The sequence below is a fragment of the Candidatus Uabimicrobium amorphum genome (assembly GCF_009002475.1).
Classification (GTDB): Bacteria; Planctomycetota; Uabimicrobiia; order Uabimicrobiales; family Uabimicrobiaceae; genus Uabimicrobium; species Uabimicrobium amorphum.
In genome coordinates this window covers 8,683,264-8,697,418 of record NZ_AP019860.1, presented here as the reverse complement: position 1 = coordinate 8,697,418, position 14,155 = coordinate 8,683,264, and the positions used below count along the sequence as shown (strand labels likewise).

At 39.9% G+C, this 14,155-nt stretch carries 9 protein-coding genes; 2 read left to right on the top strand and 7 right to left on the bottom strand.

The genetic code is table 11. The features are described 5' to 3' along the window. Positions 1 to 15: 15 nt before the first annotated feature. Positions 16 to 1,659 (top strand): tetratricopeptide repeat protein, encoded by a 1,644-nt coding sequence (locus UABAM_RS30540; RefSeq protein WP_151971775.1) that lies wholly within the window; start codon positions 16 to 18, stop codon positions 1,657 to 1,659. A 100-nt stretch (positions 1,660 to 1,759) separates the two neighbouring features. Here UABAM_RS30540 and UABAM_RS30535 read toward each other — a convergent pair whose 3' ends face one another. The 6 genes from UABAM_RS30535 to UABAM_RS30510 form a co-directional block, all read right to left on the bottom strand. Continuing rightward, entirely contained in the window at positions 1,760 to 2,236 is a 477-nt protein-coding gene (locus UABAM_RS30535) for an ATP-binding protein (protein WP_151971774.1), read from the bottom strand. A 9-nt stretch (positions 2,237 to 2,245) separates the two neighbouring features. Beyond that, positions 2,246 to 2,608 carry a hypothetical protein gene (locus tag UABAM_RS30530; RefSeq protein ID WP_151971773.1) on the bottom strand — a complete coding sequence of 121 codons (363 nt, stop codon included), beginning with the start codon at positions 2,606 to 2,608 and terminating at the stop codon, positions 2,246 to 2,248. A gap of 67 nt (positions 2,609 to 2,675) precedes the next feature. Continuing rightward, positions 2,676 to 4,775, bottom strand: coding sequence for a hybrid sensor histidine kinase/response regulator (locus UABAM_RS30525; RefSeq protein ID WP_151971772.1), 2,100 nt, complete (start codon positions 4,773 to 4,775; stop codon positions 2,676 to 2,678). Beyond that, a complete protein-coding gene (locus UABAM_RS30520) occupies positions 4,772 to 6,208 on the bottom strand; it encodes a cysteine desulfurase family protein (RefSeq protein ID WP_151971771.1) in 1,437 nt (478 codons plus the stop codon). The genes UABAM_RS30525 and UABAM_RS30520 overlap by 4 nt, the downstream gene beginning before the upstream one ends. Before the next feature lie 15 nt (positions 6,209 to 6,223). Beyond that, positions 6,224 to 7,843, bottom strand: a complete 1,620-nt coding sequence (locus UABAM_RS30515) for a SpoIIE family protein phosphatase (RefSeq protein WP_151971770.1) — start codon at positions 7,841 to 7,843, stop codon at positions 6,224 to 6,226. Further along, positions 7,764 to 8,948, bottom strand: coding sequence for a V4R domain-containing protein (locus UABAM_RS30510; RefSeq protein WP_151971769.1), 1,185 nt, complete (start codon positions 8,946 to 8,948; stop codon positions 7,764 to 7,766). Before UABAM_RS30510 ends, UABAM_RS30515 begins: the two co-directional genes overlap by 80 nt. A 139-nt stretch (positions 8,949 to 9,087) precedes the next feature. On the opposite strand from UABAM_RS30510, the gene UABAM_RS30505 reads away from it, so the two are divergent. Next, positions 9,088 to 11,808 carry a HEAT repeat domain-containing protein gene (locus UABAM_RS30505; RefSeq protein WP_151971768.1) on the top strand — a complete coding sequence of 907 codons (2,721 nt, stop codon included), beginning with the start codon at positions 9,088 to 9,090 and terminating at the stop codon, positions 11,806 to 11,808. A 281-nt stretch (positions 11,809 to 12,089) separates the two neighbouring features. Here UABAM_RS30505 and UABAM_RS30500 read toward each other — a convergent pair whose 3' ends face one another. Next, positions 12,090 to 14,069 (bottom strand): bifunctional serine/threonine-protein kinase/formylglycine-generating enzyme family protein, encoded by a 1,980-nt coding sequence (locus tag UABAM_RS30500; RefSeq protein WP_151971767.1) that lies wholly within the window; start codon positions 14,067 to 14,069, stop codon positions 12,090 to 12,092. Positions 14,070 to 14,155 lie beyond the last annotated feature (86 nt).

Sequence of the window (14,155 nt, the reverse complement as noted above, 5' to 3'; positions counted from 1 at the left end):
TCTACGAGGTTTGCGATGACAAAAGTAAAAGGTTTATTGGTTCTCGTTGTTCTGGTGGGTATTTCGTTGTTTATGTACCACAAAAATAAAAAACCAAAGATAGACAAATCGTACCAACAAGAACTGACGATGCGTATCAACTTTGCCTTGAAACAAAACCGTATCAAAGAGGCAATTGATGCAATCAAAGAAATGCAACGTTTGTATAGTAACCATCCCGAAGTGCAACGTTTTAATTACATCTTAGCGCAGTTGTATTTAACGCGAGACGAGTTTGACAAGGCGATGCAGGCTATGGACGCTGTCATGAAACAGGATGAACGACCAGAGTATTTGTTACTAAAGGGTCGCATTTACCAACAACAACAGCAATACCAAGCGGCGCTCGATGTTTATGAAGATCTTCGCAATAAGGGATACATCCCCGGAATGTTGGCAAGTGCGGATATTTACATTGCGCAGTATGAGATAGATAAAGCGCAGCAAGTTATTGAAAAAATTCCCGAAGATAAACGTGGTAAATACGGTGACTTGGTGTTTATGGCGGGCAAAATAGAAATGACGAAGGGAAATTACGCGAAAGCAGAAGAGCTTTTTCATTCGTTTTTAGTTGGTCGCCCATATGTAATACCAGCTCACATATTATATATACGTGTTTTAAGTGTACAAGGTAAGTTAAATGAGGCACGTACTTTTTATGCGCGTTTTACCGAGAATGCGAAGAAATCAGATTATTCGTTTTACAAGTCGATGTCTGCAATGACGGTTTCGCCCTCTTCTGCAAACGAAATATATGCAACTCTTACAAATAAGTCTACGTTAGATCTCTATCATTCTTTACGGAATAAATTCTTATTGCAGCAATATACGGATGTCGTTGAAATGGGCGAAAAACTGTTGCGCAGAGTACACCGTGGTAAGATTCGTACAAGAATTCAGTCTCTAGTGGCAAAATCCTATGCAAATAACGGGGAATTTGATAAAGCCAATTTGGCTATCTCGGAAAAAGCGCAAGTCGCTGTGCGTGTAAAAATGTCATTGCTGAGGAAAGATGTTACAAAAGCCAAAAATATTTGTCGCCAAGTACAGGCGGCAAGCAAGAAACAACTTTTTCGTCTGCAAATTGCACGCAACATCGTGTCGCGCTACGAAGAAAATAACGCAGAAGTTGTGGAGAAAACCACAGCTTTAGAGAAGGACATGCTTGCGGGAATGAGCGAGTATGGGTTGTTGCTGCAAGACATTGCCCAGGCATTTCTCGCAGAAAAAAAATACGCAGAAGCGGGAGAATATTTTCGCAAAATTTACGCCACAAACACTAGCATACCACAATTACTATTGACTAGCCAACTATGGCACGGTGTATGTGAGTACCTACAAGGGAATAAAGACAATGCCAGAGTGATTTGGGAAAAGGCATCGCAAGTGCCATGGCAAAATTATATTGTCGATGAGCGTACGGTGCAACTACTTGACAGTATACTGCGTGGAAAGCCAAGCAATTGCGAGTTTGATTTACAAAACGATGCATTGTTTTTTCGCGGTATCTACTATATGGACAAAGAGGCAACTCAGTCACAAAAGTTTTTCCAACAAGCGCAGGAAAAATCTGTTGCGCGCGAATTTCCGTATGCCATTGCAAAGATGCTACAGGAGTAATTAATACTTTGTCGTCATCATTCACGATAGTTGAGGCAAGCTCGATTTTCGTTGTGCATGATTGTTTTACATTAGGGCGGTTATGAGTCCGCCCTAAGATTTATGCCTCATCTATGGGAATTTTACACACAATTGTGACAAAGTCTTTTTCAATCGATAAATCAAAATCCGCATTCGTTTCATAGCGAATACGAGAGAAACCGAGCCTACTGACTTCGGGGTTTTGTGCAACGCGGGCTAAATTTTTCAAGTACGCTTCTTGAGGGGGTAGTGAGTTAACTTGATCTAATTCTTGCTTCAGTATACCAGTATTCTTCTCTTCGCTGTAGTTACTCACACTGATATTTACACTGCGTGTTTGTGGAACTATTTCCATTCGAAAACTCACATCTTCGCGACAACTGTACTTTACCGCATTTTCTAATAGCTCACTGGCAACAATCATGATTTTGTCTGAGATACTATCTGAAAGTTGGCTATTCATACAAAAGTTTTTCACAAAGTCGCGAATGTTTTGTACGTAAGCCCAACGTGGAGAGTAGCTAATTTTCACATAGCTGCTTAAAATTTCCGTCATAATATTTCCTTACTTTACGATAACGATTTCTGGAGCCATCAACGATAAAACATTAATGCTAGAGCGCTGCCATGTGTATTGCTGGTTCGTAACAAGGGTTACTTTATATTGCTGTTCTTTGCTCGATGACTTTATTTTTAAAATCCAATTGACAATACTTTTTATTCCATTGGAGTTTAGAAATTCTAATTTTTCTAGATTACATACGGCATTGTGGATTTTATCTGTTAAGGCTTTGTTATGTAACGCCAAAAAGTAAGGATCTAAACTTTTATCTGGGTTTGGCGTATCAATTTTTCCAATAAATTCCAATTCCGCGTTATCTTGTGTAAAATGACATTTTACTTGGAAACGTTCTTCATTTAATTCCATTTCTATCCTCATTCTCAATATTACAATCGAATTTACTGTCTACTTTAGGACGTGTCATCAATTAATTTTAATGGATGACACGCCCTAGGTATTTTTTTACTTTGACGAATAGATTTGTTTGCTGTATTTGTAAAAGTAACCTATCGAAATCTAGAGGTTTTGTAATGTAAGATATGCAGCCAGCTTCGAAGGCTTTTTTCTGTAAACTTTTTATGGTAAAAGCACTACAGGCAACAACGGGAATGTCATTGCGACATTTCATGTGTGTCATTGTCTCAAAGCCATCCATATCTGGCATGGCGAGATCCATTAACACTAAATCGATATCGATGTTTTCCATCAAGTTAAGTGCTTGTTGTCCGCTATTTGCTAAGTGTACCTTTAAGTGTGATTCTTGCAGTGTTCGTTCCACTAAGTCCAGGTTATTTATGTGATCATCCACGACGAGTATATTTTGCCAATTTTTACCTGGCAACAAAGATAACCATGTGGTGACAATATTTTCTTTTGTGATTGTCATTAGGTCGGTTTTTTGTGGTGAGGAGTCGTTGTCTGTGCAAACAAAAAGAAAGCTTTGTGGATGACTTTTTTGAATTTCCTCACATAAATCTCGTTGTTGTGAGGTGAGAAAAAAAGCAAAAATTTCTTGTTGTTTATCTGCCGGAAACTCACACATTTTAAAAGAAAAATCATGCAACGAAGTTTTGACAGAATCATAAATTTCACTCGCGACACAAATGAGAGGTTTTTTTTCCCACGCAGGCATTATAAGCGCGCTAGTTTTTATTCGCGAAGTATTTTTGACACTGTGATTTTTGCTATACTTTAGTGGAATACTCAATGAAAAAATGGTACCGCTTGTTTTTCCTGGACCTACGTCTATGGTAATACCTAAGATATTGCAAATTTTTTTGCTAATTGTCAACCCCAATCCTGTTCCACCAAACTGTTTTTTTGTGGAATCGTCTACCTGGGAAAAGGAGTCATATATCACCTGTAGTTTTTCCTTTGGTATGCCGCATCCTGTGTCTTCGACTTGAACAATAACTATGTCATTTTCGGTGTAAGCGTGAACGGCAACATACCCTTTTTTGGTAAATTTTGTGGCGTTACTAAGTAAATTTTTTACCACTTGTTTTAATAGCATGAAATCAGTGGTTACCTTGGGGAGGTCTTCTTGAATATCGCAGGTTTTTATTACCACGTCTTTTTCGACAATAAGTCCCTCCGCTTCTTTACAACAGTCTGACAGCATATTTTTTAGCGAAATTTCTTCGATGTAGACACTCATTTTTCCGGCTTCTATTTTTGAGAGGTCGAGAATGTTATTGATGAGCTCTAGTAAGTCTTTTGCCGACTTTTGTGCGCGTTTTAGCAGTTTATGTGGCTTTGTTTCTCGTTCTAAGTATTTTTTAAGAACGAGAGAGAGATAGCCAATCACTGAGTTTAATGGTGTGCGCAGTTCGTGACTCATATTCGCTAAAAATTGACTTTTGGCTTGGTAGGCTTTTTCGGCTGTTTCTTTGGAGCTTTGCAACTCTTGTTGAATTTGTTCGCTCTCTAAAATTTTTTGTTGTAGAGTGTAGTTGGTTTTTTGTAATTCGCGTGTTCTTTCTTGTACACGATGCTCTAGTTGTTTGTTGATTTCAATTAAACGTTCCGCTTGCAGCCAACGGTCTATCGCTAAGGCCATGTGTACCGTGAAAGTGACGGCCATTTCTATATCTTCTATTTGGAAATGATCTTTGTTTTTCGCCGCAAAAGCCATGGCACCTATTGTGGTATTGCTAATTTGTAGCGGTAACGACAACACCGATGGCAGCAGGGACTGCGAAAACAAAAGACTGTCCTGCTGTGCTTGGCAGTCACCCGATAAATACATCAATTGGTTTTCAATCACCCAACCACAAATACCAGTTGATAACAATATTTCTTTAGGGTATTTGATATCATTTTTGGCAACGTCAAACAATAGTTGTAAGTTGTAAGTTTGCGATTCGTCATTGACAAGCGCCAGCCAACAGCGATCAAATTTAAATACATGGTAAATCTTTTCTACGGCTTCGGAGAGCAAAGTTTCCAAATTTTTTGCACGCGAAACAGCGAGAATAATTTCTGATAGCCGGTTATGGCGGTCTACTTCTTGTTGTAGAGACGTTTGGTTCATGAGAGTACTTTCGCGTTTAATGTTTTCTTGATTTCAGCTATGGAATTTATACAAATGTTTATTTCTTCGCTGGTCGTATATTTCCCAAAACTAAAACGCAGAGAATTACGTGCCTGTGATTGTGAAATTCCCAAAGACAACAATGTGGCAGATGGCTCCTGAGATTTGGAATTGCATGCTGCGCCACGGGAGACAATAACTCCTTTTTCGTCCAGCATCATCATTAGTGTATCTCCGTCGATTTCCGGAAAGGAAATGTTTAACGTTGTGGGGAGAGAAGTCGGTAGTTGATGATTTAACTTGAAAGTGATTTGCTTTTGAGCGAGCTGTTGCAAAAAATGTTGACGCATTGTATGGAAATGGCAGCTATTTTTTTCCATTTCGCGAAGAGCAATTTGGCATGCTTCTCCCATGCCGATAATTCCCGGGACGTTTTGTGTTCCCGCGCGCAGTTGATATTCTTGACTCCCACCCCATATAATCGGAGATATGTTTACTTGCTCGTTGACATAAAGTGCTCCGATGCCTTTAGGACCATAAATTTTGTGTGCGGAAATAGATAGTAAATCTACATGGATTTTTTGCACATCTATTGGTATTTTACCTAAGGCTTGAACGGCATCTATGTGCAGAAGTGCAGGTGAATTTCGTACAATTTGTCCTATTTTCTCTACAGGCTGTATTGTTCCCACTTCGTTGTTTACGTGCATTAAGGTGACGAGTAAGGTTTGTTCATCAAGATATTCTTCTAAAGCAGAGAGTGATACTATGCCATTTTCAAGAGGTAAGTATTTGATCTTAAAACCCTGGCTTTGTAAAAAAGCACACGTTTTTAATGTCGCGCTGTGTTCTGTTGCCGCAGTAATAATGGTATTGCGCTTTTGACTATTTTTTTCGTGGCGCACAACACCCAACAATGCCATATTAATGCTTTCCGTACCCCCAGAGGTAAAAATCAATTCGTGTGGAGAGCACGCGATGATTTTTGCTACTTTACTACGCGCTTTTTGTAGTTCGTCATTTACTTTTTGTCCTAGTGAGTGCGCGCTGTGGGGGTTGGCATACAAGTTTTGTAAAAAAGGCATTATTTTTTGTAATACTCTTGGATCGAGAGGGGTTGTGGCGTTGTAATCGAAGTATATTTTTTCTGCCAGATTTTCTTTTGCCTCTATGCCCAGATCTATGTCCAGTTTTTCCTCGTGTTTTTGCCAATGTTCGTTTTTGTAAGATACGCTAAACTGATAGCCATCTATAATTCCTTGGATCAAAAATTGGTGTGGAACATTGACCTTATATGTTTTTAATAATGGAAATGTTTCGACTTTTGCGTATTTTTCAAAACGCATGATCATATGCGAAGACATGGGAGTAGTGCTGTAATATTTTACAACTCTACGCTTCATACAATCGGTTTGCACAACTTTGCGAAACACACCTGTTCTCCGTATTTAAAATTTTCGTATTACCATAAGGGACATATCATCTTGTGGTTCCAAGGTGAAATTAGCCACGTCTTGTAAAATTAGATTGCGCAGGTCTGTAACTTCCAGCTGCGCATTGTTTTCTATCAGAGCCACAAGGCGATCGATGTCATACATTTCTCCTTGTGCGTTTTGCACCTCGATAATTCCATCTGTAATAAGTACCAAAACATCATTTTTATCGAGATGGAACGTTTGTTCTTTTGTCGTGCCTTCGATATCGGGAATGATTCCGAGCCACACTCCCTCTGTTTGTAGTAGCTCACATTTTTTTTGTTTGTCGCGATAGACGATGAGATCTATGTGTGCGCCCACATAGTGAAAATCTCCTTGTTGGTTACTTACCAAAAGAGATAGCGTCATGTAGTGACTTTTCTGCATTCTTTCGCGGATGTTGGTGTAAAGTACTGTATTTAATTTGCTATACATGTCTCGTGGGGATATATCGGGAGACAATACCGTTGTTGTCATGACCGCAACTTGTGCCATCATCATGATAAGCCCCGATGTCAATCCATGACCGCTCACATCACCAATGGTAAACCAATAGCGACCATTTTTAGAAAAAATAAAGTCGTAGTAGTCACCTCCGACTTCGTCTGAAGGGATCATTTGTGCACTTATGTCAAAGTACTCTTTTGCATCCGCGAGCACCTCTTCCGGAGGTAGAAGTGTTGTTTGTATGCGCTTGGCGATTTCAACTTCTTTTTGCATGGCCTCTACACGGAACTTTTCGGCCTCGATTTCTTTGGTAATATCGTGAAGTAAAAATGCAATTCCAACAAATTCATCGTGAGCGGTAAATATAGGAGAGTAGGTAATTTGTAAAACGAAGTTGTTGTTTTCCAACTTGCAGCGACATAACGCTTCTGGATGTGTGGTAAAGTTTTCTATGTCAGCGCTAATTTTTGTATAAAGGTCTTCGGGAAAACAAATTTTTATATTTTGACCAATGATTCCCTCATGTGACATGACAACTCCATGAGATGTTCGTAGGTCGAGAAATTCCATGGCTTTTTTACTGATTAAGGTTATTTGGTTTTGTGGATTACAAACGATAACTCCATCACCGAGGTACGTTAAGATTGTCTCTAGTTTTTTCTTTTCGTTGTGCACTTTTTCTAAAAGTTCCGCTTTTTCCGAGGCGTCTTCTACGGCACAAACTTTATAGCCTTTTTCTTGGTGGATATTGAACCAAATTTTGACTTCTTTCGGACCATCTTTTTTGGTGTTGATTTGTATTTCTTGGGTAAAACTTACATTACCTAGAGTGTTTTTTTTGTTGTGAAATAGAAATAAACGCTTTTTATCTTGTTTGTAAAAAAATGCATCAATGCTTCTTCCCTGCACTTCTTCCAGCGAGTACCCGGTAATCTGCTCAAATTTCTGATTCGTGTGGATAATTTTACCTTTTGAATCAGTAATGAATTGGGCTGTATGGTGGTATTTAAAAACTTGATCGTAATGAATTTCTTCCATAAAAGACATCTCAACAACCTCGAAGGAGTTATAATTTTTCCACGATAAATTCGCAATAAGGATCGCCCTTGGTAATGCACTTGTTTTCGCGCGACTGGTACTTTCCAAATTTATCTTCTAAAGTTCCCGAACTGTAGATAAGCTCCATAAGTCCAGCGCTTACACCTGTTAACATGTAACAACGTGGAACTTCTGAAATGCCAAACATTTTGCGATATCCCAGTGCTTCGTAACCGTTGTAGGAGCGAAGAACTAGCTTCTTCCCTGGTTGTAGGTCGACGACATGCCAATTTCCCCAACCAAAAGCATTGGTAATTGCAATTAACGCAAATATATTATCTTCGCGGTTTTGTATCATCGGTGCGACTAAACTTTCCCATTCTTGGGATGCCATAATACCATGGAAGGTATGTAAACCACAAACTTCTCCACCAAATACCAGGAGAGAACGGGCACTTTCTTCGGCATCTTTACCTTCTTTCGCCATTTGCTGCTCGTAGGAGTATGAAATTTGATTATAATAATCTGCGGGCACATTTGTGGCATAAATGCCAAACATGGGAATGAGTCCCTGTTCATCTCCATATACGGGAATACTGGCAATAGCCTCTATAATGGCTTGTTCATCGACATTTTCACTTTTTATAATGTCGGGATCTTCTAAAAAGGGAGTGAAGTTTAATGTATTTTTCTGTAAAACGGTTTCTTTTCTCTCTTCATCGGTAATTTCAAAAACACATTTATCTTCGCCCATAGCCATGCAATTTGTTTCGTTGATTTGCACTTTCTGCGAAGTAATGGTGTCGTAAGCCGTTTCTAAAAAACCACATGTTAATGAACAACGCGGTTGATGAGAAACACCAAACTTGGCTTTCCATCCTTCGGCGAAATGCGAAGAGGTCGATGTAATTTTTTTATCGGCAACGTTGGAATAGTCGAATGTGCCAAATCCATGCGTTTGGTACATTTTAAGTGCAAGTTGCCACTTTTCTTCGTCAGTATCTAGAGCATTTTTTTGCAAATAATGCGTGAATTCTTTGCCAAATATATCGTTGGCAGAGTCTTTGAGAAGACGTGGGCCATCGATAAATTGGCTAGATTCAATACAGCTTTGTAGTTGGCAATTGTAATGATGGCAATGAATTACAACTTCTGTTTCTTCTAAAAGTCTGCGATTATGAAGCGCATCAAAAGTAATCTCTAAATTTTTCACTTTTTACCTCTACAAATACATTTAAAATAGTTAAATACATAGTACACTTTTTATTTTAATAAATATGAGCAGAAACCTCAAACTTGTTTTAGTTGTGGATCGGTATTTTATAAAAATCTTCTGTAGATAGGATGGGTAAATGAGATATTTATTGTTATTGCTTTGTCTTTGTTCTATTGGCGCACAGCAGTTGGCAGAACCATTTTTTATTCGCCATGGTTATTTCAAGGATCGTATCAAGCATTTAGAGAGAGCTTATTACGAGAAAAATCAACAGCATTTGAGTTTGTTATTGTCGTGTTTGACAGATGCAGATGACTCGATTCGCTATCATGCCATAAAAGCGATACAACAGCTTTCCATTGGTGAAAAGCATATACCGCTTTTGGTCCGGTCTGTCTACGACACGTCGCGTAGTGTTGCTGAAATTGCTTGTGAGACTTTGGAAAAGTTTGCGGAATATTCACCGTCGCATATCGCAGATGTTTGGAAATTGGTTCATACAAACGATCGCTATTATGCGTTGCGTGGCTTTTTAGCTCATAAACAAAATATAGTGTTTTTGCAGGAGATATTGGAGGATACACAGCGTAGTGTAGAGGAAAAAAATTGTGCCTTGAGTATTCTCGGACGGTTAGGGAAAGAAGCGCTCACCATTATCTTACCATACCTAGAAGATGATCGATACTATCGAACTGTGTTTCTGGCTTTGAAAAGTTCGAAATTAGGTGTGGAACCTCTTTTAGAGTTACTGATGTTAAATAACAAGGATTTTGGCGATTTACGCACGTTGTGTCGTGCCGTAGGTCCACAATCACTCGACATCTTGGTGGCAAAATCTACTTTTTATAGTGTGGAACAGTACGTGCAAGTTTTACGCATTATTTCACGTATTTCCCCGACAACACAAATGGATTTTTTACTGGAGAGTTTACAGCACCCCCATGTCAAAATTTGTCGCGAAGCACTTTATATTTTAAGGCAGTTGAAAGATAAGCGCATTGTTCCACAAATAATGAAAGTGATGAAAACGCGTACGGATGTTACAGAAAATGCTGTTGTGGCACTAACTGCTTTGCGGGGGAAAGAAGCGATACCTGTTGTTGTCAAGTTATTGGGAGATAGTGATCAACAAATTTGTCGACAGGTAATTGTATTTATCGCGAGTTTACACCAAAAACAATATTGCGCAGAGATTGAAAAATTTATCGAAGAGCCATCGCTAAAATCTCAAGCAATACTTGCGTTATATCATATGAAGCCTGAAAAATACCAAAAGATGTGCGACGATTTATTTGTAGGCAAAAAATCATGGGAAATTTTTGATATTGCGGATAGTTGCGAATTTATGGTGTATAAACCCTTGGTTTCTCTACTAGGAGATTCCAGTATTCACGTACGCCGCAATGCGGCGAGTTATATATACGGAAAAAATAGTCATAAAGCATTACTTGAGGGTATGTATAGTAAAAATGACGTTCAGGCAAATAATTGTATTGCCGTTTTACAACGCGAAGCTGTGTTTCCCGGTGAATCCTTAGCGATTCTTTTGCGGATTGTGAAAAAACATCCTAGCGCGGTGTCTTTGTTGCTAAATGGTATTCAAAATAACGTTAGCGCGGCTGTAGATCTACTGGAAAAACATCCACATATTTGGAGAGACTTTTTACTGGTAGATAAGGAAAAAGTGGCGGTACATTTAGATAAAATTATACCGTACTGCATACAAGGCTTGCAGAATAATGAACGTGGGCCAAATTCTTTTACGATTACGGGTGCGTTAGCACGTTGGGAGGCCGTTGCTGCTATTGATGATTTAGTTGCCATACTTCCCAAAGTCAAAGGCTATGTAGCAGAAAATATTATAGAACTTTTAGATGCACTGTCCGCGAAACAAACATTAGACGAAATAGTAAAGTTAACGAAACACAAAGAGCAAAGTGTACGCAAGGCCGCCATTGCACTCGTAAGTAAGTGGTCACCACAACATCCGCAAATAGCACTTGTGGCGCTAAACGATGAACATGATGAGGCCCGTACAAAAGCAATCGAGTGCTTACATGGTTATGAGGAAGATAAAGCCATTGCTATACTGGGAAAATGTCTACAGCAAAAAAATGGTCGTGTAAAGGTAGCCGCAGTAAAGGCTTTAGGAAAATACTCCGCCGAAAAAACTGTGGATTTGTTACGAGGAGCGCTTGTTGATTATCAAACGATCAGTGGTTTTTTTCGCTCGGATCGCTATAGTGTCAGTAGTTTTGCTTCAAGCGTCTTGGCCGAAAAGGGTAATGCTGCGAAAAAAGCAATACCGGAGTTACTGCAAGTGGTGAGTAGTGCAAGATTACCTTATACTAGACGTGTGGCGGCGATAGCGTTGGGAAAAATTGTCGTTGAGAGTGAGTCGTCAGTAAAGGTGTTGATCGAAGCTCTTGATGATGGAACAAGTGAACACAACGCCGCAGTTTTTGCTCTGGCACGCGCTGGTAAAATAGCAGTAGCGCAGTTGACTGAAGCGCTAGAGAATGAGAACGATCTTATTGCCCGAGGAGCATGCATTGCATTGGGGGAAATGAAAACCCGTAGTAATGTCATCATAAATGCGTTGTTGAAGTGCGCGCAAAAAGAGGAATGTCGCTGGTCAGCATTATGGGCATTGTGTGAATTAGGAATTACGGAGGAGTTAGCGCCAAAAATTATACGTTTTCGCGATGACAAAAATTGGCACACTCGTTATTTGGTTTTGCAAATAGTGGAACCATTTGCAACATCGGATACACTCAAGCAATTTGTCGCTGATGAAAATTGGTGTGTAAGCGAGACGGCAAAGATGTTGCAGCGAAAACGAGAGAGTGATAAGTAGTTTTTTAGAACATTCAACCCAAGTTGTTACTCCTACGAAAGTACATATGGTGTTCTCTGGAGCTACAAAACTACCATCGGAGTGTCATCCCTGACTTGATCAGGGATCCACGAACAGAAGTCGACTTTATATTGCTGGGTCCCGCATCTATCCAAAAATCTATGATTTTTGGGTGCGGGATGACAGGTCTTGTAAGCCTTTTTTTCAGTACTTTACTTCTTAGCTTGGCACACATGTGCTTTTACAGGAATGACACTCCGGGAAGTTTTTTGTACATGATATTATTTTATCCACTTCATCGCGCGAAAACCTGATGTCGGCCATGCACTTGTTGGCCGTTTGAGGTCGGCAATATCTAATGGTCGGATTTCGTATATATAAGAATATGCTCCTCCACCGCGCAGTACCGGTGTTTTTGCGCGCCATATTCCCTGGCAAATTTCGTGGGCGTTTCCTGATACATTATACAAACGAAAAGGGTTTGGTGGAAAACTGTCAATAGATTTTAAGGTAGACACTTTCATAAAATCTTTGTAGCTCACGAATGCATCGCGTTGTGTGGAGGTCATGATACGTTTACGATAAAAATTAGCAATGCCATTGCACATACCTGGTCGCCATCCAAGTATGTCTTTTCTCTCGCCCCAATAAAAGTGCCCTGTTGTTCCACCACGTGCGGCATATTCCCAGCTTATTTCATCGGGAACTTGCAAATGGGTTTGTTTACAAAACCGTTTGGCATCGTTAAAGCTAATGTGCACCACTGGTAAATGATCACCTCTATACCTTGGATGAGTTTTTTTGGGAATTTTTCCCATGACTTGCTTCCATAACTGTTGCGAAGTTTCGTATTTCGCTATCCAAAACGGATTTCGTATGGTGGCAACGTGCTTTTCGGATGGTTTACCGCGCCACTCTCCCAGTTGTATTTTTCCTGGGGGAATGAGCACCATTTTCATTGTTGTGCTCGTCTGTATTTGGTAATCCTTCTCAAGGGGGAGTTGGTGATTTTTGGCATACCAGATTTGGTATTGCTTCGCACGAGACGCTTGCATGTAGGTGGGAAGCTTGTTCCAGTTAGGGTGAGTAAAGTCAACATACGATCCATTCCAGCAGACACTCCATAACTGTTGTGGCCATTCGTTCGGTATATCTTTCTTTTGAGGGCTTGACGGGTTATTTTTATTCTGCGTATTTTTAGGTGGCGTATTTTTCACAACGTTTTTTGGTGAAGAAGATTTTTGGGGCTTACGCTGTTGTTTACGAGGCGGTTTTTGATTGCTTGCCACGGAGGAATTGTTGGAGTTGTTTGTGGAGGTGTATACCGCGATAAGAGCAACCGCAACGCAACAAAAACCAATGATCGAATAAAGCATCGCCGGAGATTTTTTGCTTTTTTTCGCATTACCACGGATGACTTGTTGTAAATCTTTCGCCATTGCTGCTGCCGAAGAATAGCGATTTTCCTTTTTTTTGTGTAGGGCTTTTTTACAGATAGCGTCAATCTCTTTGGGAATACGCGGATTTACCTTACTCGGCGGTGTAGGGTTTTTCTGGGTAATCTCAGCAAGAAGTATTAGAGTGTTACTTCCTTGAAATGCTCGTTTACCGGAAGCCAACTCGTAGAGAATGGCTCCGAGAGAAAAAATATCACTGCGCGCATCGATTTGTCTGTGTTTTCCGCCTGCTTGTTCCGGAGACATGTAGCGCAATGTTCCCATCACCATTCCGGTTTTCGATAGTCCTTGGTCGCGGTGAAGTATTTTGGCAAGACCGAAATCCATAATATACGGATTTCCCGCTTGGTCCACCATGATGTTTTCTGGTTTCAAATCACGGTGTACAATATTTTGTTGGTGTGCGTAGTTCATGGCTTCTAGCACTTTTAGGAGTAACGCCATACCCTTACGAAAGCTGATTTTTTTGCGTGCGAGAAGTTCTTTTAACGAACTTCCCTCGATGAAATCCATGGTAAAGTAGTGCGTGTCACTAATAGAGCTGATTTCGTACACATTGATAATATTTGGATGTCTGAGATGAGCGACGGCTTGTGCCTCTAAAATAAAGCGTTTAATCTGCTCCTGTGAAGCTTTTTCTTTCGCAAGTAGAACTTTTAGGGCCACAATACGGTTTAGTTTTGTGTCAAGAGCTTTGTATACTGTTCCCATACCCCCTTCCCCTAAAATACAAAGTATTTGGTAATGACCAAACATTTGTGGTGGATTGTTCGAGGGGGATTGTGGTTGTGTATGGTCCATCATACATTCCTTTGGCAAAAATACAAAATGTGAAAGATTTATAATATCGTAAATAAAACGAACAGATAAATCAAGTACGTAGATATTCA